The following is a 21,518-nucleotide window of genomic DNA, read 5'->3' on the forward strand; positions in this document are numbered from 1 at the left end:
TCAGAGCGGCTTCGGGGCCCCCGGGCGCTCGGTGCCGTAGAGCCAGGCGTCGAAGAGCTTGTCGAGGTTCTTGCCGGAGACCCGCTCGGCGAGCGCCACGAACTCGTCGGTGGTGGCGTTGCCGTTCTTGTTCTCCGCCGCCCAGGTGCGCAGGATGGTGAAGAAGGCGCTGTCGCCGACCGCCACCCGCAGCGCGTGCACGGCCATCCCGCCCCGCTCGTATACCGACCGGCCGAACAGGTTCGCCACCCCCGGCCTGCCCGGCGGCGTACGCCAGACCTGGCTCGACGTGGTCCCGTACTTCTGCTCGAAGGTGTGCTGGACGGTGGACTCCCCGGCGTGCTCGGCCCAGAGCCACTCGGCGTACGTGGCCAGCCCCTCGTTGAGCCAGATGTCCTGCCAGCGCTGGACGGAGACGCTGTCGCCGTACCACTGGTGGGCCAGCTCGTGCGCGATCACGCCGGTGTTGTCGCCCTGCCGGAAGAACCCGGCCGAGTAGACCGGCCGGCTCTGCGTCTCCAGCGCGTACCGGATCCGGTCGTCGGCGACCACCACCCCGCCGTACGCGCCGAACGGGTACGGCCCGAAGATGCTCTCCAGGTAGTCGGCCACCTCGACGGTCCGCGCGATCGACCGGTCCGGCGCGCCCTCGGCCACCTGGGTGGTCACCGCGCTGTAGACCGGCCGTCCCTTGTGCTCACCGGTGGTGATCCGGAACTTCCCGATCACCACCGTGGTCAGGTAGCTGGCCATCGGGGACCCCTCGGACCAGCGCCAGGTGGTCCAGTCGCCCTTGGTGCTCCGTCCCTTCGGGGCGCCGTTGCCGACCGCGGTGAGACCCTTCGGCACGGTGATCTCGAAGTCGTAGGTGGCCTTGTCGGAGGGGTGGTCGTTGACCGGGTACCAGGTGCTCGCCGACTCCGGCTGGCCGAGCGCGATCGCCCCGTCGTCGGTGTGCAGCCAGCCGCCCTCGCCGAGCACGTCGTTGTCCAGCGCGGCCGGCCGGCCGTCGTACCGGATCTCGGCGACGAAGCCGTTGCCGGAGGTGAGGCCGGTGGCCGGGGTGACCACCAGCTCGTCGTCGGTGCGGGCGTGGCCGGCCTTCGCCCCGTCCACGGTGACCGACCGGACCGTCAGCCCGGCCAGGTCCAGGTTGAACGCCGACAGGTTGGCGGTCGCCGTGGCGCGCAGGGTGGTGGTGCCGGTGAGCCGGTCGGTCGCCGGGTCGTAGCGCACCTTCACGGTGTAGTGGGCGACGTCGTAGCCGCCGTTGCCGTAGGTCGGGAAGTAGGTGTCGCCGGCGCCCGGCGCACCGGGCGCGAAGCTGCGCTCGGCCGCCGGGCTGGGCGCGGTGAGCGCCGGCGCCGCCCGGTCCGGCTCGGCCGAGCCGCAGCCGGCGAGCAGCAACGCTCCGCAGGTCAGCAGCCCTAGACGTCGTCGTCCGCCGCGCCGCGCCATCGCCTCGATCCCTCCCGGACCAGAACCTGGCGGCCCTGCCCGGGGCCGCTCCGCCCGCGGCAGCCTAACCGGCGTCCGTCACGTCCGCGTCACGGCAGGGCCGGCGCGGTCGCCCCGACGAGCCAGGCGTCGAAGAGCGCGCGCAGCGGCTTGCCGGCGGCCCGCTCGGCGTACCCGACGAAGTCGGCCGTGGTGGCGGTGCCGTCCCGCCGCTCGGCCAGCCAGCCGTGCAGGATGCGGAAGAAGGTCTCGTCGCCGACCGCACGGCGCAGCGCGTGCACGGCGAGCGCGCCGCGCTGGTAGACCGCGTCGCCGAACATCGCGGCGCGGCCCGGGTCCACTGAGGGCCGGCCCCAGTCGGTGACCGCGTACCGGTCGGCGAAGGCCCGCTCGACGGTGCGCCCGCCGTCGTGCTCCGCCCAGAGCCATTCCGCGTACGTGGCGAAGCCCTCGTTGAGCCAGAGGTCGCTCCACCGGGCCACCGAGACGCTGTCGCCGAACCACTGGTGGGCCAGCTCGTGCGCGACCACCTCGGTGTTCGGGCGGGCGCCCCGGAAGAAGCCGGGCCCGTAGACCGGCCGGGACTGGGTCTCCAGCGCGTACCGGATCCGCTCGTCGGCCACCACGATCCCGCCGTACGCGTCGAACGGGTACGGCCCGAAAAGGCCGGCCAGGAAGTCGGCGATCTCCCCGGTGCGGGCCACCGAGGCGGCGGCCGGCCCGTCCGTCGGCAACGTGCCGGCGACGGCGGTGACCATCGGCTTCCCGGCGTGGGTGGCGGTCCGGACCCGGTAGTCGCCGATCACCAGGGTGGACAGGTAGCCGGCCATCGGGGCGCCCTCGGACCAGCGCCAGGTGGTCCAGCCGCCGCTGCTCTCCGTGCCCTTCGGCACCCCGTTGCTCAGCGCGGCGAGCCCGTCCGGGACGGTCACCTCGATGTCGTAGGTGGCCTTGTCGGAAGGGTGGTCGTTGACCGGGTACCAGGTGCTCGCCGACTCCGGCTGGCCCAGCGCGATCGCGCCGTCCGCGGTGGCCTGGAAGCCGCCGTCGCCCAGCTCCGTGCTGGGCAGCGGCTTCGGCACCCCGCCGTAGGTCACGTCGACGGTGAACCGCTGCCCGGCCGGCAGGCCGCGTGCCGGGGTGACGACCAGCTCGGCCCCGTCGCGCCGGTGCTTCGCCGGGGCGCCGTCGACGCGTACCCGGTCGACGGTCAGGCCGGCCAGGTCGAGCTGGAACCGGGACAGCGCCTGGGTGGCGGTGGCGGTCAGGACGGCCTCGCCGGTGAGCCGGTCGTCGGCCGGGTCGTAGCGGATCTTCAGCGCGTAGTGCCCGACGTCGTAGCCGCCGTTGCCGGCCCCCGGCACGTACGGGTCTCCCGCGTCCGCGGCGCCCGGACGGAACCGCTCGTCGTCGTCTCCGGTGCAGCCGCCGGCCAGCAACGCGACGGCGAGCACCGCCGCGCACCACCGTCGGCCGCGCGTCATCCGCCGAGCGTAGATGCGCGACGGCGCGGGTGGGACCGGAATCCGCACCCGCGCCGTCGGCCGATCACCCGGGTCAGCGGTCGAGGACCAGGCCGACCTTCTGGAACTCCTTGAGGTCGCGGTAGCCGCACTTGGCCATCGCGCGGCGCAGCCCGCCGAAGAGGTTGAGCTGGCCGTCCGGCTCGTCGGCCGGGCCGAAGAGCAGCTTCTCCATGGAGCCGAGCGGCTCCCCGGCCACCTCGAACGCGCCGCGCGGCAGCGACGGGTGGCTGGCGGCCGAGTGCCACCAGGCGCCGCCGGCCGGGGCCTCCTCGCAGAGCGACAGCGGCTCGCCCAGCATCACGGCGTCCGCGCCGCAGCCCAGCGCCTTGGCGATGTCGCCGGAGGTCTGCATGTCGCCGTCGGCGATCAGGTGCACGTACCGGCCGCCGGTCTCGTCGAGGTAGTCGCGGCGGGCCGCGGCGGCGTCGGCGATGGCGGTGGCCATCGGCACCCGGATGCCGAGCACCGACTCGGTGGTGGACCAGTCGTCGCCGCCGATGCCGACGATCACGCCGGCCGCGCCGGTGCGCATCAGGTGCAGCGCGGTCTTGTAGTCGGTGCAGCCGCCGACGATGACCGGCAGGTCGAGGTCGGCGATGAACTCCTTGAGGTTGAGCGGCTCGTCGGTGGTGGAGACGTGCTCGGCGGAGACGATGGTGCCCTGGATGACCAGGATGTCGACGCCGGCGTCGAGGATCACCGGGGCGAGCGTCAGGGTGTGCTGCGGGGAGACCCGGACGGCCACGGTGCCGCCGCCGGCCCGCAGCTCGCGGACCCGCTCGGCGATCAGATCGGGGCGGATCGGCTCCGCGTAGACCTCCTGGAGCCGCTTGGTGGCCCGGGCGTCCTCGTCCAGGCCGGCCAGCTCCTCCAGCACCTTGGCCGGGTTCTCGTAGCGGGTCCAGAGGCCCTCGACGTTGAGCACACCGAGGCCACCGAGCTGGCCGAGCCGCACCGCCGAGGACGGGCTCATGGTCGCGTCGGAGGGGTGGCCGACGCAGGGGATGCCGAACTGGTAGGCGTCGAGCTGCCACGCGGTGGAGACGTCGTCGACGTCCCGGGTGCGGCGGCTCGGCACGATGGCGATTTCGTCCAGGTGGTAGCCGCGCTGCGCGGTCTTGCCCAGCCCGATCTCGACCACGTCACGCATGGGGGACTCCTGGTGGTTGGGGGTGGTGGGTCAGCGGGAGTGGTAGTTGGGCGCCTCGACGGTCATCTGGATGTCGTGCGGGTGGCTCTCCTTGAGGCCGGCCGCGGTGATCCGGATGAGCTGGCCGCGGCGGTGCAGCTCGGGGATGCTCTCGGCGCCGACGTAACCCATGGCGGCGCGGAGCCCGCCGGTGAGCTGGTGGGCGACCTGGGCGAGCGGGCCCCGGTAGGGCACCTGGCCCTCGACGCCCTCGGGGACCAGCTTGTCCTCGGCGAGCACGTCCTGCTGGAAGTAGCGGTCCTTGGAGTAGGACTTGGCCTGGCCCCGCGACTGCATCGCGCCGAGCGAGCCCATCCCCCGGTACGCCTTGTACTGCTTGCCGTTGATGAAGATCAGCTCGCCCGGGCTCTCCTCGCAGCCGGCCAGCAGGCTGCCGAGCATCACCGTGTCGGCGCCGGCCACCAGGGCCTTGGCGATGTCGCCGGAATACTGGATGCCGCCGTCGCCGATCACGGGCACGCCGGCCGGGCGGGCCGCCCGGGACGCCTCCATGATCGCGGTGATCTGCGGTACGCCCACCCCGGCCACGATCCGGGTGGTGCAGATGGCGCCCGGGCCGACGCCCACCTTGATGCCGTCGGCGCCCGCGTCGACCAGCGCCCTGGCGCCGGCGTAGGTGGCGATGTTGCCGCCGACGATGTCGATGGCCACGTCCTTCTTGAGCCGGGCGACCATCTCCAGCACGGCCCGCTGGTGGCCGTGCGCGGTGTCCACGATGAGCACGTCCACCCCGGCGTCGACCAGGGTGCGGGCCCGCTTGTACGCGTCCTCGCCGACGCCCACCGCGGCGGCCACCCGGAGCCGGCCGGCCTCGTCCTTGGTGGCGTTCGGGTACTGCTCGCTCTTGGTGAAGTCCTTGACCGTGATCAGCCCGCGCAGCTTGCCGGCCTCGTCGACGATCGGCAGCTTCTCGACCTTGTGGCGGCGCAGCAGGTCGAGGGCGTCGTCCTTGCTCACCCCGACCGGGGCGGTGATCAGCGGGGTCCGGGTCATGATGTCGCGGACCGGGGTGGCCGGGTCGGAGACGAAGCGCATGTCGCGGTTGGTCACGATGCCGACCAGCTCGCCCTGCCCGTCGACCACCGGCACACCGGAGATGCGGTAGCGGCCGCAGAGCGCGTCGACCTCGCGGAGGGTGTCGTCCGGGCTGGCGGTCACCGGGTTGGTGATCATGCCGGACTCGGAGCGCTTGACCAGGTCGACCTGGAGCGCCTGGTCCTCCACGGAGAGGTTGCGGTGCAGCACGCCGATGCCGCCCTGGCGGGCCATGGCGATCGCCATCCGCGCCTCGGTGACGGTGTCCATGGCGCTGGACAGCAGCGGGACGGTCAGCTCGATGCGGCGGGTGAGCCGGGTGCGGGTGTTGACCCGGCTCGGCACGACGTCCGACTCGCCCGGCTGGAGGAGCACGTCGTCGAAGGTCAGCCCGAGCGGCACCACCCGGGCCGAGCCGGCGGGCAGCTCGGGCAGATGACCGCCCAGCTCACCGCCGTCGCGGCCGGCCGGGATCTCGGTGCTGGGCGAATTCTCCACGATTGCTCCCCTGAGCTGGTCGGACGGGCTGCAGCGAGGCGGCGCGCGCGGGCACCGGCGCACGCCGGGGTGACGGCGCGTCGCTTCATCGTACCCATTGAGCTGGCCCGCCCCCGGCAGCGGCGGGCCCGGGTAGGCGGCGCCACAGGGAGTCCCGGGGGCGGGCTTTCCGGCCGGTCGGGGTCTACGGTGAGGGGGTGCACGACGAGCCCATCGACCCGTTCAACGGCGACCCGGCCGATCCGGCTGCCGGCCTGCACGACCCGCGCGAGGCCGACCCGCTCGACCCGCTGACCGAGATCGAGCGGCAGGACGTCCTGGAGGATCTCGCCGACCTGGAGATCTACCAGGCCCTGCTCCAGCCGATCGGGGTCCGCGGACTGGTCATCGAGTGCGAGGACTGCCGCGAGCCGCACTACTTCGACTGGGACCTGCTCCGCGGCAACCTGCGGCACCTGCTCAACTCCGGGCGGCCCCGGGTGCACGAGCCGGCCTACGACCCCGACCCGGACCACTACGTGAGCTGGGACTACGCCCGGGGCTACGCGGACGGCGTGCACGACACCCTCACCGAGGGCACCGACGACGCCGCCGCGGAGGACTGACCGACGGCTCAGGCGACCAGGCCGGCGCGGAAGCCGGCGGCCACGGCGTGCGCCCGGTCGCGCGCGCCGAGCTTGCGGAACAGCCGGCGGGCGTGCGTCTTGACGGTGTCCTCCGAGACGAACAGCTCCCGCCCGATCTCCGCGTTGCTCTTCCCCTCGGCCATGCCGAGCAGCACCTGAAGCTCACGCTCCGTGAGCCCGATGGCGCTGCGCGGGGTGCGCGCCGGCCGCTGCGGGCCGCCCGCAGGCGCCGGCTCCGCCTCGGCGGCCGCCGGGTCGGCGGCGTCCTCGCCGCGCTGCACGGGCACCACCGTGGGCCCGCCGCCGGGACCCTCCGCCGGGCTCGCCGGCCACGGTGGCCCGGCCGGGGTACGCCCCGGCGCGGTGGACCGGGTCGGCCCGCCGACCGCCGCGGCGTCCCGGGCCGGGTCGCTGACCCGGTGCCGGGTGGGCCGGCCGGGGGCGGAGAGCAGCAGCAGGGCCTTGGCGACCGCGCTGGTCAGGTCGTGGTCGGCGTTCTGGATGAGGCCCCGCGCCCCGGCGCTGATGGTGGCCGCGGCCGCCTCGGACTCCTCGGCGCCGAGCAGCAGCACCGCGGCCTGCGGGGCGCGGGCGAGCACCCGCCGGACGAAGCCGGCGCTGTCCGGCCGGGTGAGGGCGGTGTCGGCGAGCACGACGTCGACCGGGCGCTCGGCGAGCCGCAGCATCACCTCGGGATCGGAGACGGCCGTCCGGAGCACGCCGGACAGCCCGAGCCGCGCCGCCGCGGAGGTCAAATGCTGGGCCGCGAGTGGTGTCCGAACGCACACGAGAACGCTACGCACAGTGGTCTCCTCTCCGCCTCAGAGCAGACCACGACGGGGTGTGCCCGGGAGGAGGTTCCGGGCAATCATCCGAACTTTTCCGGCAGATGGGGCATATGCCGCCGACTGTCCGAGGTTTTCGATCACGGATGTGTGAGCGCGGGAAAGCCCGGGTACCGAGGGGTCACTCCGGAAACGGTGTCCCGCGCGGACCACCGCCCGGTAGGAGCTGGCCACGAGATTCTCCGCGGTGCCGCGCGGGAGGAGGGGTGCTGATGTCGAACGTACGCAGGCTGCCCGGACCCATTGTCGACCTCTGGGACTGGCAGCGGCTCGGTGCCTGCCGGGGGCGCGACAGCGCCCAGTTCTTCCACCCCGACGGCGAGCGCGGCTCGTCGCGGCTGCGCCGCGAGTCCGGCGCCAAGGCGGTCTGCCGCGCCTGCCCGGTGCGCGCCGAGTGCGCCGCGCACGCCCTCTCGGTCCGCGAGCCCTACGGCGTGTGGGGCGGCTTCAGCGAGTCGGAGCGGCTGCGGCTGCTCGCCCTCGGCTGGGAGGACCTGGCCGACCGCCGGCAGAGCCGGGTGGACGTCGCCCGGCTGGAGGCCCGCCTCGGCCGGCCCCACAAGTCCGCCGTCCCGGATCAGCGCAAGACCGTTCCGGATCAGCGGAAGATCGCCTGACCGTTCCGCACCGACCACCCCGACGCCGCGCCCGGAGCCCCCGGGCGCGGCGTCGTCCGCGTGGCGGCTTCCCGCCCGGCGGCCCCCGCGGTGCGTGATCTGATGGGCCGGTGGAGCTGCGGGAGATGCGGGCGTTCGTGGTGGTCGTCGAGGAGGGGAGCCTGTCCGCGGCCGCCCGCCGGTTGCACCTCAGCCAGCCGGCGCTGTCCCAGACCATGAACGGGCTGGAGCGGCAGCTCGGGGTGCCGCTGCTGGTCCGCAGCAGCACCGGCGTACGGGCCACCGAGGCGGGCCTGACGTTGCTGACCGAGGCCCGGGCGCTGCTGGCGCGATACGAGCAGGCGGTGGCCGCGGTCAACCGGCACGGCGCGACGGGCGGCGGCGTACTCCGGCTCGGCATTCCGCTGGAGCTGCCCGCCGACCTGCTCACCCGGCCGCTCGCCGAGCTGGCGGTGGCCTTTCCGGCTACCCGGGTCCAGGCCCGCCACCTGTCCACCGCCGCACAGTTCGCCGCGCTGCGCGCCGGTGAGCTCGATGTCGGCCTGGTGCGCGAACACCCGATCGGCGCCGACCTGGACGCCGTACCGGTCGTCGAGGAACGGCTGGGCGTGCTGCTGGCCACCGCACAGGCCGCCGCCGTCGCCGGGCCGGACGGGATCCGGTTGGACGCGCTCGCCGGGCTGGACTGGGTCGGCTTCCCGCGCTCCGGGAGCCCCGCCTGGTATGACGAGCTGACCGCGATCCTGCGCAGTCACGGGCTGGATCTCGGACCCGCCGCGCCGGAGGGGCAGGAGCTGATCGCCGAGGTCAAGCTCGCCGCCGTGACCGCGGGCACGGCCTTCGCGCTGGCACCGCCCCGCTGGTCGCAACCGCTCCCCGAGTCGGTCACCTGGGCCCCGCTGGTCGGCCATCCCCTGGTCCGGCGCACCTGGGCCGCCTGGCCGGCCAGCTCCCACCGGCGCGATCTCGGTCAGCTGATCGCCACCCTGGAGATGCGCGAGGCGGAGTAGCCCGTGGTCGCTTATGGCGGCCATAAGTTCCTCGATCAACCCGGCGGGAAAAAGGCGGCCGTCCGCCGACTTGCACCCACTGGTCGGGACAGGCCCGACCGGCGCCGCGCAGGCGCGGAACAGGAGTGGGTGAAGGATGAGCACCGAACTGCAGGGCCGGTCGGCACTGGTGACCGGCGGCAACAGCGGCATCGGCCGGGCGGCCGCCACGGCGCTGGCCCGGCTCGGCGCACACGTGGTGATCTCCGGCCGGGATCCCGAGCGGGGCGACCAGGTGGTCCGGGACATCCGCGCGAGCGGTGGGCGGGCCGACTTCGTGGCCGTCGACCTGCGGGACGAGGCGTCCGCGCGGGAACTCGCCGCGCGGGCCCGGGAGCTGGCCGGTGAGGTGGACATCCTGGTCAACAACGCGGGCATCTACCCGTTCGGCCCCACCGAGCAGACCAGCGAACAGACCTTCGACGCGGTGTTCGCGCTGAACGTCAAGGTGCCGTACTTCCTGGTGGCCGAGCTGGCGCCGGAGATGGCCAAGCGGGGCCACGGGGCGATCATCAACCTGACCACCATGGTCGCCGAGTTCGGCATGGCGGGGATGAGCCTCTACGGGGCGAGCAAGGCCGCCCTGGTGCTGCTCACCAAGTCCTGGGCGGCCGAGTACGGGCCGCACGGGGTCCGGCTCAACGGGGTCAGCCCCGGCCCCACCCGCACGGAGGGCACCGCCGTCATGGGCGAGGACCTCGACCAGTTGGCGACGATGGCCCCCGCCGGGCGCCCCGGCTCGGCCGAGGAGATCGCCGAGGCGGTCACCTTCCTGGCCACCGACCGGGCGAGCTTCGTGCACGGCGCGATCCTGCCGGTCGACGGCGGGCGCGTCGCGGTCTGAGCCGCCGGCACCACCGCCGCGGCCCGCTCCCCCGCGGAGCGGGCCGCGGCGGTGGGCTCAGCCCTCCATCTCCGAGGCGGACCACTGCTCGACGACCGTCAGCACCACCCACGGCACCGCGACGAGCGGAACCGCGATCAGCGGCGGCAACCCCGCCAGCGCGACCACCAGCGCCACGAGCGCCAGGCCGGCCTGGGTCAGTCCGACCGAGCGGCTGACCGACAGGCTGATGCCGCGGTAGATGACGACGCAACCGATCATCATCGCCACCTGGCTGCCGCCCAGCAGCCGACCGGCCACGACGGCTCCGGGGCCGTGACCGGCCGCCGCCTCCGCCGCCAGCTCGACGGCGACCCCCGCCGCCACGATCGCCGCATAGACCACCAGATGCCCGTAGGCGTAGAGGTAGCTGCGCACGATCGCCTGCCGCCCGGCCTGCAGCACCCGGTTGCCCGCCTCGCGGTCGTACGTGGCGAGGAAGTACACCCACCAGATCCCGCACGCGATGACGAACCCGGCGACCCCGATCGCCACCGAGGCCGGCCGCCAGCCGCCGGCGTCGATGCCGTTCGCCACCGCAAGGACCGCCTCCCCCAGTACGACGATGGTGAACAGGCCGAAGCGTTCCGGCATGTGCGACTTCTGGGTGGGTGCGCGCCGCGCCAGGGCGTACGCCAGCGGTCCGGCGACCGCCGCGTTGAGCACCAGCGCGACCGCCCAGACCGCGTACCGGCCGGGTGCGGGCGCCAGCAGCGAGCCGAACCAGAGCGCCGCGGCGACCAGGAAGCCGCCGGCGTTCCACCGGCAGAAGTCCCGGGCCTCCAGGTCGATCCACCCCACGACGCCGTACGACCCGGCGAGCAGCACGAGCAGGAGTCCGTAGGTCACCGCGAACCGGTTCGCGTCGGCGGCGCTCGCGCCGGGCAGGGAGGCGGCCAGCGCCAGCACCCCGAGCATCGCGGTGAGCTGCACCAGCCGGCTCGGCGGGCGGTCGTCGTCGAAGAGGTCGGCGAAGTAGGAGAAGCTGAACCACAGCCACCAGACCGCGCTGATCAGGCCGGCGAAGATCAGCACCCCGCGTGCCGACGGGTCGGCCACCAGCAGCTGGCCGAGCCGGAACACCGCGACCACGAAGACCAGGTCGAAGAAGAGTTCCAGCCAACTGGCCCGCCGGGCCGCGCCGTAGCCGTGGATCAGTGAGCGCCTGCGCCCCCGCCTGTCCTCCACCGGACGAGATTAGCGAGGATCAGTCCGGTATGTCCGCATCCATCGGACAAGACGTCCGCGTCAGCCCACCGTCACGGTGACGGTGTGCCAGCCGGTGGCGCCGTCCGGGGCGACCGGGCGCCGCCGCTCCGGCTGGGTCTCCCCGACGGCGTCGGTGGCCCGGACCTGGAGGGTGTGCTCGCCCGGCGTGGCGTCCCAGCGCCACGACCACTGCACCCAGGTGTCCACCGAGACCGTCGGGGCCAGGGTCGCCTCCTGCCACGGGCCGTCGTCGACGCGTACCTCGACGGTGCGGACGCCCCGGTGCTGGGCCCAGGCCACCCCGGCCACCATGACCGGACCGGCGGTGAGCCGGTTGCGCGGGCGGGGCGTGTCGATCCGGGACTGCGTCCTGATCGGCCCCTGCGCCGACCACCCGCGCGGCACCCAGTACGCGTCGAAGTCCGCGAACCTGGTCAGCTCCAACTCGGTCACCCACTTGCACGCCGAGACGTACCCGTAGAGGCCGGGCACCACCATCCGCACCGGGAAGCCGTGTTCGACCGGCAGCGGCTCGCCGTTCATCCCGACCGCGAGCAGCGCGTCCCGCCCGTCCCGCAGCACGGCGGTGGGAGTGCCGCAGGTCCAGCCGTCGACCGACCGGCCGACCACCTGGTCCGCCCCCTCCTCCGGCTCGGCCTCGTCCAGCAACTCCTTGATCGGCACGCCCAGCCAGCGGGCGTTGCCGATCAGGTCCCCGCCCACCTCGTTGGAGACGCAGGCCAGGGTGACGTACCGCTCGACCATCGGCCGGGCGAGCAGGTCGTCGAAGCTCAGCTCGATCGGGTTGCGGACCCGGCCGTGGATGCGCAGCCGCCAGGTCGCCGGGTCCACCTGCGGCACCACCAGGGCGGTGTCGATCCGGTAGAACTCCCGGTTCGGGGTGACGAAGGGGGCGAGCCGGCTCACCGCGAGGTCCGCACCGGCCGGCACCGGCGCGGCGGGTGCGACCGGGGCGGGCAGCTTCACCGCCTCCCGGGCCGCCGAGACGCCCCGCCGCCCGGCCAGCCAGTGCCCGCCGAGCCCGGCAACCGCCGCCGTGCCGGCCAGCAGGCCGACGCCGCGCAGGAACCGCCGTCGCGACTCGTGGTCGCCGGGCTCCAGCGGCTCCCACCCGGCCGAGGGCTCCTCGGGTGCGAGCGCGGCGACGATCGGGGGCGGTGTGGGCGCGGACAGCGAGGGCTCGGGCGGCGTGGCCGGCGCCGGCGTCTGCGAGGTGGCCGACGGCCGGGACGAGGTCGACGGCTCGGCGTCCCCCCGCAGCGGGCCGGCCAGGAAGGCCCAGAGCGTGAGCGCCCCCAGCCCGCCGCCGACCAGGGAGGGCAGCGCGTCGGAGGCGTCCGCGCCGGCCCGGGTCAGCGCGGCGGCCACCCCGAGGGCGGCGAACGCCGCGATGCCGGCCAGGCCGATCCGGAGCCGCCGGGCCGCCAGCACGCCGAGCAGCGCGGCGATCGCGGCCAGCAGCACCGCCGTGCCGATCAGCAGGGCGATCTTGTCGTAGCGGCCGAAGACCGCGATGGCGAACTGCTTGAGCGGCTCGGGCACCAGGTCGACCACCAGCCCGCCGACCGCGATCAGGGGCGCGGACCGGGGGCCGGTGAGGACGGCCACCGGTTCGGCCACCCCGATCGCGACGGCCGCGGCGGTGACCCCGGCCAGCGCGGCTCGACCGCGCGAGATGCTGCTCACGGCGACCAGTGTCGTCGGTCGGAGCGGGCGACCGCCAACCTCGTCACCGTTCCGTAAGCGGATACGGGTCAGGGCACACCGCCGCGTGGCGGTGTGCCCTGACGTCAGGCCGTACGGCGCGGGATCAGAAGCCCGGGCCGTGCTGGTGGCCGTGGCCGTGACCGTGGCCGTGACCGGCGGCGGCCGGCTCGGCCTTCGCCGGCTTCTCCACCACGAGGCTCTCGGTGGTGAGCAGCAGGCCGGCGATCGACGCCGCGTTGGTGACCGCGTTGCGGGTCACCTTCACCGGGTCGAGGATGCCGGACTTGACCAGGTCGACGTACTCGCCGGTGGCGGCGTCGAGGCCGTTGCCCCACTCCTGGCCGGCGACCTTCTGCACCACCACGTAGCCGTCGTGGCCGGCGTTCTGGGCGATCCAGCGCAGCGGCTCGACCAGCGACTTGCGCACGATCGAGACGCCGACCTTCTCGTCACCGGTGAAGCCCAGGTCGTCGTCGAGCACCGGCAGGATCTGGGCCAGGGCGGCGCCGCCACCCGGGACCGTGCCCTCCTCGACCGCGGCCTTGGTCGCGGCGATGGCGTCCTCGATGCGGTGCTTGCGCTCCTTCATCTCGACCTCGGTGGCCGCGCCGACCTTGATCACCGCGATGCCGCCGGAGAGCTTCGCCAGCCGCTCGGCCAGCTTCTCCCTGTCCCACTCGGAGTCCGAGGCCTCGATCTCCTTGCGGATCTGGGCGACCCGGTCGGCGACCTCGGCGGCCTGGCCGCCACCGTCGACGACCGTGGTGTTCTCCTTGTCGACCACCACGCGGCGGGCGGTGCCGAGCACCTCGAGGCCGACCTGGTCGAGCTTGTAGCCCAGCTCCGGGGCGACCAGCTCGGCGCCGGTCAGGATCGCCATGTCCTGGAGCATCGCCTTGCGGCGGTCGCCGAAGCCGGGGGCCTTCACGGCGCAGACCTTGATGGTCTTGCGGATCGCGTTGACCACCAGCGTGGACAGGGCCTGGCCCTCGACGTCCTCGGCGATGATGAGCAGCGGCTTGTTGTTCTGGAGAACCTTCTCCAGCAGCGGCAGCAGCTCCTCGATCGCCGAGATCTTCTGCGTGGTGATCAGGATGTACGGGTCCTCCAGGACCGCCTCCTGCCCCTCCACGTCGGTGACGAAGTTCGGCGAGATGAAGCCCTTGTCGAACTGGAGACCCTCGGTCACCTCCAGCTCGGTGGTGAGGGCGGAGCCCTCCTCGACGGTGATGACACCGTCGCGGCCGACCCGCTCCATCGCCTCGGCGATCAGCTCGCCGATGGTGGCGTCCTGCGCGGAGATCGTCGCGACGTGCGCGATCGACTCCTTGTCGGCCACCTCGACGGCCCGGCCGAGCAGCGCCTCGGAGACCTTGGCGGCCGCCGCGTCGATGCCCCGCTTGAGGCCGGCCGGGTTGGTTCCGGCGGTCACGTTGCGCAGGCCCTCGCGGACCATGGCCTGGGCCAGCACGGTCGCGGTGGTGGTCCCGTCGCCGGCGACGTCGTTGGTCTTGGTCGCCACCTCCTTGACCAGCTGCGCGCCGAGGTTCTCGTAGGGGTTGGTGAGCTCGATCTCCTTGGCGATGGTCACGCCGTCGTTGGTGATCGTGGGCGCACCAAACTTCTTGTCCAGGACGACGTTGCGCCCGCGCGGGCCGAGAGTGACCTTGACCGCGTCCGCGAGGGCGTTGACACCGTGCTCCAGCAGGTGCCGGGCGTCGTCCGAGAAGCTCAGGATCTTCGCCATCTGTATCCCTTCGAAGCGTCGTTGCCCCGGCCCGGCGAGCCGGACCGGGGCAACGACACTGATCGGTTGCTTACTTCTCGATGACCGCGAGGACGTCGCGGGCGGAGAGCACCAGGTACTCCTCGCCGGCGTACTTGACCTCGGTGCCGCCGTACTTCGAGTAGAGGACGGTGTCGCCGACCTTGACGTCGATCGGCACGCGGTTGCCCTTGTCGTCGATCCGGCCCGGGCCGACAGCGAGGACGGTGCCCTCCTGCGGCTTCTCCTTGGCGGTGTCGGGGATCACGATGCCCGAGGCGGTGGTGGTCTCGGCCTCGTTCGCCTGGACCACGATGCGGTCCTCGAGCGGCTTGATCGCAACCTTGGTCGCGGTAGTCACGGGCATACCCTCCTGGGGTACTTGGTGTCGTTGCCGGTCGGCACGCCGACCAGCGTCAATCTGCCACATGCCACCGGGCGGGGCCGTCGTCGCGGGTGCCGGTCCGCCTGGCGCTCAACCCCCGGACACCAGGGCCCGGGCGTTGGCACCCTCAGGGTGAGAGTGCTAATCGCAGGTTATTCCTCGGCTAGCACTCCGTCAAGGAGAGTGCCAACGCGCCGCACCTCGTGTCGCCACAGTTCCGCCACTCGTTCCCGCAACACGCCCGGAGCGCCTCGACGTGCGGTGACCGGATCCCTACCTTCCGGAGCCGAAGCCGTCGAGGAAGGAGGGCCGGATGACCCAGGTGCCGACGCTGACGTTCCTGCGTGACCAGCTCCGGCGGGCGCGCCAGGCGCGTGGGCTGAGCCAGGAGGAGCTGGGCAAGCTGGTCAACTACTCGTCGTCGCAGGTCAGCGCGGTGGAGACCGGCGAACGGCCGGTCCGGCCGGACTACGTGGCCCGGGTCGACGCGGTGCTCAAGACCGGCGGCCTCTTCGCCACCATGCTGGAGCTGATCCGGTTCCACGCCGCCCCCGACTGGTTCCGCCCGTGGGAGGAGATCGAACGGGAGGCCACCTCACTCCGCTGGTACGACCCCACCGTCATCCCCGGCCTGCTGCAGACCGAGGGCTACGCGCGGGCGATGCTCAGCATGGGCGGGGCTATGACGATCGAGGAGGTCGAGGCGAGGGTGGTGGCCCGGCTCGCCCGGCAGGCTGTGCTGACCGGCGACCAGCGACCACAGTTCGTCGCGGTGCTGGAGGAGCAGGCGCTGCGCCGACAGGTCGGCGAACGGGCCGCGATGCGCGAGCAGCTGGCGCACCTGCTGGCCGTCGGAGCCGAGCCGAACGTGCAGGTGCGCCTGGTGCCGGCCGGCTCCCCCTGGCACATCGGACTCGGCGGGCCGTTCATCCTGGCCCGCCTCGCGAGCGGCGCCGAGCTGGGCCACCTCGACAACCAACTCCGCGGGCAGACCGTGGACGGCCCGAACGACATTGCCACCCTCGGGCGGCGCTGGGAGACTGTCGCCGGTGAGGCGCTGCCATGCCGACAGTCCGCCCGGCTGATCGAGGAAGTGGTGACGACATGGACCTGAGCCGCGCCTCCTGGCGCAAGGCGTCCCGCAGCAATGCCAACGGTGGTGCCTGCGTCGAGGTCGCCGACGACCTGCCGGGCGTCGTGGCCGTCCGGGACAGCAAGGACCCGAGCGGCCCGGTGCTCACCTTCGACCCGGCGAGCTGGCGGGCCTTCGTCGCCGCCGCCCCGGCCCCTCGCTGACACCACCGTCGGGGACCGGCCGCCGAGCGCGATCGATCGACTCCAGGTCGCCGACCTGGCGGCATCCGCACACTCCGGACACCGCCACCCCGCCGAGCTGGAGTCGATCACGACCATCGCAGGGGCCCGGGCCAGCCGGAGCGGACGCGGCCGGGAGAATGCCCGCGTGGACCTGGAACAGTTCGCCGCCCTGCGTACCCCCGAGGGGTCGGCCGCGCTCGACGCGGCGGCGCGGGTGGCCGGCGGCGACCCGCTGACGGCGGCGGCCGCGCTCCGCTCCGGCGGGGTGCCGGCCGACCTCGCGGCGGCGGCGTTGACCCAGGCGGAGCTGCGCCGCCGCGCAGTCGGCAAGTTCGGCCCGGCGGCCCTCGCCATGTTCTTCACCCGGGCGGGCCTGGAGCAGGCCACCCGGGGGGTCGTCGCGCAACGCCGGGCGGAGCGGCTGCGCACGGCGGGCGTCGCCACGCTCGCCGATTTGGGCTGCGGCCTCGGGGCGGACGCGCTCGCCGCGGCCCGGGCCGGCATCCGGGTGTACGGCGTCGAGGCCGACCCGCTGACCGCCGCGATGGCCGCCGCGAACGCCGAGGCGGCCGGGCTGGCCGACCGGTTCACGGTGGAGTGCGGGGACGCCACGGCGTTCGACGTGACCCGGGTCGACGGGGCCTTCTGCGACCCGGCCCGGCGGAAGGCCGGCACCGGCCGGCGGATCTTCGACCCGAACGCCTACTCGCCGCCCTGGGACTTCGTGACCGGGCTGGCCGAGCGGGTGCCGCACACGGTGGTGAAGGTGGCCCCGGGGCTGGACCACGCGCTGATCCCGGTGGGCGCCGAGGCCGAGTGGGTGAGCGTCGACGGCGACCTGGTCGAGGCCGCGCTCTGGTGCGGCGCGCTGGCCGCGGTGCCCCGCCGGGCCACCCTGCTCCGGGGCGACGCCGCACACGTGCTGACCGGCGCGGGTGACGCGGAGGCCCCGGTCGGGGCGGCCCGCCGCTTCCTCTACGACCCGGACCCGGCGGTGGTGCGCGCGCACCTGGTCGCCGAGTTGGCCGGCGACCTCGACGCGACGCTGGCCGACCCGAGCATCGCCTACCTCTACGGCGACGAGGCCCGACCGACCCCGTTCGCCCGCTGCCTGGAGATCACCGACGTGCTGCCGTTCTCGCTGAAGCGGCTGCGCGCCCTGCTGCGGGAGCGCCGGGTGGGCCGGGTGGAGATCCTCAAGCGCGGTTCGGCGCTGGAGCCGGAGAAGCTGCGCCGCGACCTGAAGCTGGCCGGCGACGAGGCGGCCAGCCTGGTGCTGACCCGGGTCGCCGGCGCTCCCACCGTGCTGATCTGCCGGCCGCTTCCCGCCTGACGGTTTTCCGCTCGCCCGGCGGGCGGCGGCCGGTTAGCTTGTCGCTCATGGCGGGACAGGGCACTCCGGCGACGGCACTGCTGACCAAGCGGAAGATCTCGCACAGCACCCACCCGTACGACGTCTCCCCGGACGCGCCGAACTACGGCGCGCTGGTCGCGGCGGCCCTCGGGGTTCCTCCGGCCCAGGTGTTCAAGTCGCTGGTCACCGAGGTCGACGGCGGGCTGACCGTGGCGGTCGTGCCGGTCACCGGGGAGCTGGACCTCAAAGCCCTCGCCGCCGCGGTCGGCGGCAAGCGGGCGGCCATGGCGGACCGCGCCGTGGCCGAGCGGACCACCGGGTACGTCCGCGGCGGGATCAGCCCGCTCGGCCAGCGCAAGCGGCTGCCCACGGTCGTCGACGCCTCTGCGCTGGAGCATCCGACCGTCTATGTCTCGGCGGGGCGTCGGGGCCTGCAACTGCAACTCGCCCCGGGTGACCTGGTCGCCTTGACGGGGGCCGTCACCGCGCCCATCGCCACCCGCTGAACCGCCCTGTCCGGCCGTGGGAGCGTTTCCGCACGTCGGACCGGGGAGCGCTCTCTGCTGGTTGACGGTGGGTGTCAGTTGCGTTGCTGAATTGTTACCGCCGCCAACAAACTTCTGACCTCGGCTCTCTTGCGCGGCTCGGGAAGGGAGGAATACGTTGCCGGGCACAACAAACCACCGACAACTCCCCCAACCCCCGAAAGGACCCATGCACATGCGCAAGGGCTTCCTCACTTTCGCGGCCGTCGGTCTTCTCGCGACCGGCAGCATGGCCGCCTGCGGTGACAACGGCGGTTCCGACCAGGCCGGCGGCTCGACCGACAAGAAGCCGAAGATCGGCGTGATCCTTCCGGACAGCAAGTCCTCCGCCCGCTGGGAGGGCGCGGACCGCAAGTTCCTGGAGGAGGCCTTCAAGGCCGCCGGTGTCGACTACACCATCCAGAACGCCCAGGGCGACAAGTCCGCCTTCTCCACCATTGCCGACGGCATGCTGACCAGCGGCGTCACCGCCCTGATGATCGTCAACCTGGACTCCGGCACCGGCAAGGCCGTGCTGGAGAAGGCCAAGTCCCAGGGCGTCGCCACCATCGACTACGACCGGCTGACCCTGGGCGGCTCCGCCCAGTACTACGTCAGCTTCGACAACGAGGCGGTCGGCAAGCTCCAGGGCGAGGGCCTGAGCAAGTGCCTGACCGACAAGGGCGCCAAGAGCCCGGTCGTGGCCTACCTGAACGGCTCCCCCACCGACAACAACGCCACGCTGTTCAAGAACGGGTACGACTCGGTGCTCAAGCCGAAGTTCGACTCGAAGGACTACGTGAAGGGCCCCGACCAGTCGGTTCCGGACTGGGACAACGCTCAGGCGGGCGTGATCTTCGAGCAGATGCTCACCCAGACCAAGGGCAAGATCGACGGCGTGCTGGCCGCCAACGACGGTCTCGGCAACGCGGCCATCTCGGTGCTGAAGAAGAACAAGCTCAACGGCAAGGTGCCGGTGACCGGCCAGGACGCCACCGTCCAGGGCCTGCAGAACATCCTCGCCGGTGACCAGTGCATGACGGTCTACAAGGCCATCAAGGAGGAGGCGAAGGCCGCCTCGGACCTGGCGATCTCGCTGGCCAAGGGCGAGAAGAAGGAGACCGGCCAGAAGGTCAAGGACCCGGAGGGTGGCCGTGACGTGGACGCCGTCCTGCTCACCCCGAAGGCCATCTACAAGGACAACGTGAAGGACGTCGTGGCTGACGGCTTCGTCACCAAGGAAGAGCTCTGCACCGCGGCGTACGCGAAGCTCTGCACCGACGCCGGCATCAGCTGACCCGAGCCACACCAACCCGCTCCGGCGGCGCCGCCCGGCACGGTCACCACCGTGCCGGGCGGCACGCGGCGGACGGGCTCCGAGATCTCCCCTCCGTCCAAAGGAGACCCCCGTGTCCGCGACCCCCCTGCTGGAGCTACGCGGGATCGACAAGAGCTTCGGTCCCGTCCAGGTTCTGCGCGACGTCGCCTTCTCGGCCCATCCCGGTGAGGTGACCGCGCTGGTCGGCGACAACGGCGCCGGCAAGTCGACCCTGGTGAAGTGCATCAGCGGCATCTACCCCACCGACGCCGGCGAATTCCTCTTCGACGGGCGACCGGTGACCATCCACAACCCGCGTGACGCCGCCGGACTCGGCATCGAGGTGGTCTACCAGGACCTCGCGCTCTGCGACAACCTCGACATCGTGCAGAACATGTTCCTGGGCCGGGAGAAGCGCAGCGGGGTCGTGCTGGACGAGCCGACCATGGAGCAGCTGGCAGCCGAGACCCTGGCCGGGCTGAGTGTCCGCACCGTCAAGTCGCTGCGCCAGCACGTGTCCAGCCTCTCCGGCGGGCAGCGCCAGACCGTGGCCATCGCCAAGGCCGTGCTCTGGAACAGCAAGCTGGTCATCCTGGACGAGCCGACCGCCGCGCTCGGCGTCGCGCAGACCGCCCAGGTGCTGGAGCTGGTCCGCCGGCTGGCCGACAAGGGCCTGGCCGTGGTGCTCATCTCGCACAACATGAACGACGTCTTCGCCGTCTCCGACCGGATCGCCGCGCTCTACCTCGGCCAGATGGTCGCGCAGGTGAAGACCACCGAGATCACTCACTCGCAGGTGGTCGAGCTGATCACCGCCGGCCGCTCCGGCAACCTCGGCCTCGGCGCCGGGTCGGGCAACGGCAGCGAGCCCGCCGACGCGACCCCGGGAGCCCTTCGATGACCACCACCGCTGTGAAGAAGGACGGACCGGCGGCCGTCACGCCCACGCCCGCCGTCGCCGACCACGTCCGCAACTACGTCGCGCGGGTACGCGGTGGCGATCTCGGTTCCCTGCCCGCCGTCACCGGCCTCGTCGTGCTCTGCGTCGTCTTCGCGATCGTGCGCCCGGTCTTCTTCTCCGCGGCGAACTTCGCGAACCTCTTCACCCAGGGCGCCGCCGTCACGGTGATCGCCATGGGCCTGATCTTCGTGCTGCTGCTCGGTGAGATCGACCTCTCCGCCGGTTTCGCCAGCGGCGTGTGCGCGGCCATCCTCGCCAACGTCGTCAGCGTGCTCGGCTACCCCTGGTACGTGGCGGTGCTGGCCGCCCTCGCCACCGGCGTGATCATCGGTCTGACACTCGGCTTCCTGGTGGCCAAGGTGGGCATCCCGTCCTTCGTGGTCACCCTGGCCGGCTTCCTCGCCTTCCAGGGCGTGGTGCTGCTGCTCATGAAGGAGGGCACCAACATCTCGATCGGCGACGACGTGATCGTCGGCATCGAGAACGGCCGGATCCCGCCGGCCGTCGGCTGGCTGCTGGCCGCCGTCGCGATCCTCGGGTACGCCGCCGCGCAGCTGCTGCGGCACCGGAACCGGGCCGCCCGCGGGCTGGTCACCGATCCGATCGCCGTGGTGGGCGCCCGGATCCTCGGGGTCGCCGTCCTGATCGGCTTCGCCGTCTACGTGCTCAACCAGGAGCGCAGCATCAACACGCTGATCACGTCGAACAAGGGCATGCCGGTGGTCGTGCCCATCATCGCGGTCCTGCTGGTCTTCTGGACGTTCGTGCTCAACCGCACCGCGTACGGCCGGCACCTCTACGCGGTCGGTGGCAACGCGGAGGCCGCGCGGCGGGCCGGTATCAACGTGGACCGGATCAAGATCTCCGCCTTCGTGATCTGCTCGGGGATGGCCGCGATCGGTGGCATCATCGCGGCCAGCAAGGACCGGTCGGTCGACCCCAACACGGGCGGCAGCAACGTCCTGCTCTACGCGGTCGGCGCGGCCGTCATCGGAGGCACCAGCCTCTTCGGCGGCAAGGGCCGGATGATCAACGCCGTGCTCGGCGGCGCCGTGGTGGCTGTCATCATCAACGGCATGGGACTGCTGGACCTCAGCTCCGGCCTGAAGTACATCTTCACGGGCGCGGTGCTCATGCTCGCCGCCGGTGTCGACGCCCTGTCAAGGCGCCGCTCGGCCGCCACCGGCACCCGCTGAACCCGGTACGGACA

At 72.9% G+C, this 21,518-nt stretch carries 19 protein-coding genes and 2 pseudogenes; 11 read left to right on the plus strand and 10 right to left on the minus strand.

Going from position 1 to position 21,518, the window contains the following annotated elements:
* The 4 genes from AC0OLQ_RS31865 to guaB all read right to left on the minus strand — a co-directional run bounded on the left by AC0OLQ_RS31865 (position 1) and on the right by guaB (position 5,727).
* Complete coding sequence (locus AC0OLQ_RS31865; protein WP_484529249.1) at positions 1–1,458, minus strand: M1 family metallopeptidase; 1,458 nt, start codon at positions 1,456–1,458, stop codon at positions 1–3.
* Positions 1,459–1,547: 89 nt separating this feature from the next.
* Positions 1,548–2,942, minus strand: coding sequence for a M1 family metallopeptidase (locus AC0OLQ_RS31870; protein WP_484529250.1), 1,395 nt, complete (start codon positions 2,940–2,942; stop codon positions 1,548–1,550).
* A 73-nt stretch (positions 2,943–3,015) separates the two neighbouring features.
* Positions 3,016–4,134: a GuaB3 family IMP dehydrogenase-related protein gene (locus AC0OLQ_RS31875; RefSeq protein ID WP_357345675.1), complete on the minus strand. Its 1,119-nt coding sequence runs from the start codon at positions 4,132–4,134 to the stop codon at positions 3,016–3,018.
* 30 nt (positions 4,135–4,164) lie between these two features.
* Positions 4,165–5,727 (minus strand): IMP dehydrogenase, encoded by a 1,563-nt coding sequence (gene guaB / locus AC0OLQ_RS31880; RefSeq protein WP_357345673.1) that lies wholly within the window; start codon positions 5,725–5,727, stop codon positions 4,165–4,167.
* Between the two features lie 197 nt (positions 5,728–5,924).
* Here guaB and AC0OLQ_RS31885 point away from each other — a divergent pair, with 197 nt between their 5' ends.
* Positions 5,925–6,332, plus strand: coding sequence for a DUF5319 domain-containing protein (locus AC0OLQ_RS31885; RefSeq protein WP_357345671.1), 408 nt, complete (start codon positions 5,925–5,927; stop codon positions 6,330–6,332).
* A gap of 8 nt (positions 6,333–6,340) precedes the next feature.
* Here AC0OLQ_RS31885 and AC0OLQ_RS31890 read toward each other — a convergent pair whose 3' ends face one another.
* Positions 6,341–7,156 carry a response regulator transcription factor gene (locus tag AC0OLQ_RS31890; protein ID WP_357345669.1) on the minus strand — a complete coding sequence of 272 codons (816 nt, stop codon included), beginning with the start codon at positions 7,154–7,156 and terminating at the stop codon, positions 6,341–6,343.
* Between the two features lie 254 nt (positions 7,157–7,410).
* On the opposite strand from AC0OLQ_RS31890, the gene AC0OLQ_RS31895 reads away from it, so the two are divergent.
* The 3 genes from AC0OLQ_RS31895 to AC0OLQ_RS31905 all read left to right on the plus strand — a co-directional run bounded on the left by AC0OLQ_RS31895 (position 7,411) and on the right by AC0OLQ_RS31905 (position 9,708).
* The gene (locus AC0OLQ_RS31895; RefSeq protein ID WP_357345667.1) at positions 7,411–7,815 is read left to right on the plus strand and encodes a WhiB family transcriptional regulator; all 405 of its coding nucleotides are present in this window, start codon (positions 7,411–7,413) and stop codon (positions 7,813–7,815) included.
* Positions 7,816–7,925: 110 nt separating this feature from the next.
* A complete protein-coding gene (locus AC0OLQ_RS31900; protein ID WP_357345665.1) occupies positions 7,926–8,825 on the plus strand; it encodes a LysR family transcriptional regulator in 900 nt (299 codons plus the stop codon).
* Between the two features lie 136 nt (positions 8,826–8,961).
* Complete coding sequence (locus AC0OLQ_RS31905) at positions 8,962–9,708, plus strand: SDR family NAD(P)-dependent oxidoreductase (RefSeq protein ID WP_484529251.1); 747 nt, start codon at positions 8,962–8,964, stop codon at positions 9,706–9,708.
* A 57-nt stretch (positions 9,709–9,765) separates the two neighbouring features.
* Here AC0OLQ_RS31905 and AC0OLQ_RS31910 read toward each other — a convergent pair whose 3' ends face one another.
* From AC0OLQ_RS31910 to groES, 5 genes and pseudogenes are all read right to left on the minus strand, one after another.
* Positions 9,766–10,935, minus strand: a complete 1,170-nt coding sequence (locus AC0OLQ_RS31910) for a low temperature requirement protein A (protein ID WP_484529252.1) — start codon at positions 10,933–10,935, stop codon at positions 9,766–9,768.
* A 60-nt stretch (positions 10,936–10,995) separates the two neighbouring features.
* Positions 10,996–12,060 (minus strand): annotated as a pseudogene (locus AC0OLQ_RS31915) (molybdopterin-dependent oxidoreductase); the annotation flags it as partial.
* Positions 12,061–12,224: 164 nt separating this feature from the next.
* A pseudogene (locus AC0OLQ_RS31920) lies at positions 12,225–12,663 on the minus strand (molybdopterin-binding oxidoreductase); the annotation flags it as partial.
* A 124-nt stretch (positions 12,664–12,787) separates the two neighbouring features.
* A complete protein-coding gene (groL, locus tag AC0OLQ_RS31925) occupies positions 12,788–14,431 on the minus strand; it encodes a chaperonin GroEL (protein WP_484529253.1) in 1,644 nt (547 codons plus the stop codon).
* Positions 14,432–14,501: 70 nt separating this feature from the next.
* Complete coding sequence (gene groES / locus AC0OLQ_RS31930; protein ID WP_018222648.1) at positions 14,502–14,816, minus strand: co-chaperone GroES; 315 nt, start codon at positions 14,814–14,816, stop codon at positions 14,502–14,504.
* A 331-nt stretch (positions 14,817–15,147) separates the two neighbouring features.
* On the opposite strand from groES, the gene AC0OLQ_RS31935 reads away from it, so the two are divergent.
* From AC0OLQ_RS31935 to AC0OLQ_RS31965, 7 genes are all read left to right on the plus strand, one after another.
* Positions 15,148–15,948: a helix-turn-helix domain-containing protein gene (locus tag AC0OLQ_RS31935; RefSeq protein ID WP_484529254.1), complete on the plus strand. Its 801-nt coding sequence runs from the start codon at positions 15,148–15,150 to the stop codon at positions 15,946–15,948.
* On the plus strand, positions 15,939–16,130 hold the full coding sequence (locus AC0OLQ_RS31940) for a DUF397 domain-containing protein (protein WP_484529255.1): 192 nt from the start codon (positions 15,939–15,941) through the stop codon (positions 16,128–16,130). Before AC0OLQ_RS31935 ends, AC0OLQ_RS31940 begins: the two co-directional genes overlap by 10 nt.
* Before the next feature lie 166 nt (positions 16,131–16,296).
* The gene (locus tag AC0OLQ_RS31945) at positions 16,297–17,484 is read left to right on the plus strand and encodes a THUMP-like domain-containing protein (protein WP_484529256.1); all 1,188 of its coding nucleotides are present in this window, start codon (positions 16,297–16,299) and stop codon (positions 17,482–17,484) included.
* A gap of 47 nt (positions 17,485–17,531) precedes the next feature.
* Positions 17,532–18,011: a Cys-tRNA(Pro) deacylase gene (gene ybaK / locus AC0OLQ_RS31950; protein ID WP_484529257.1), complete on the plus strand. Its 480-nt coding sequence runs from the start codon at positions 17,532–17,534 to the stop codon at positions 18,009–18,011.
* A 214-nt stretch (positions 18,012–18,225) separates the two neighbouring features.
* Entirely contained in the window at positions 18,226–19,326 is a 1,101-nt protein-coding gene (locus AC0OLQ_RS31955) for a sugar ABC transporter substrate-binding protein (RefSeq protein WP_484529258.1), read from the plus strand.
* A gap of 112 nt (positions 19,327–19,438) precedes the next feature.
* The gene (locus tag AC0OLQ_RS31960) at positions 19,439–20,248 is read left to right on the plus strand and encodes an ATP-binding cassette domain-containing protein (RefSeq protein ID WP_484529259.1); all 810 of its coding nucleotides are present in this window, start codon (positions 19,439–19,441) and stop codon (positions 20,246–20,248) included.
* Complete coding sequence (locus AC0OLQ_RS31965; protein ID WP_484529260.1) at positions 20,245–21,504, plus strand: sugar ABC transporter permease; 1,260 nt, start codon at positions 20,245–20,247, stop codon at positions 21,502–21,504. Before AC0OLQ_RS31960 ends, AC0OLQ_RS31965 begins: the two co-directional genes overlap by 4 nt.
* The last annotated feature ends 14 nt before the right edge of the window (positions 21,505–21,518 follow it).

It is taken from the genome of Micromonospora sp. Utrum1 (assembly GCF_057197805.1).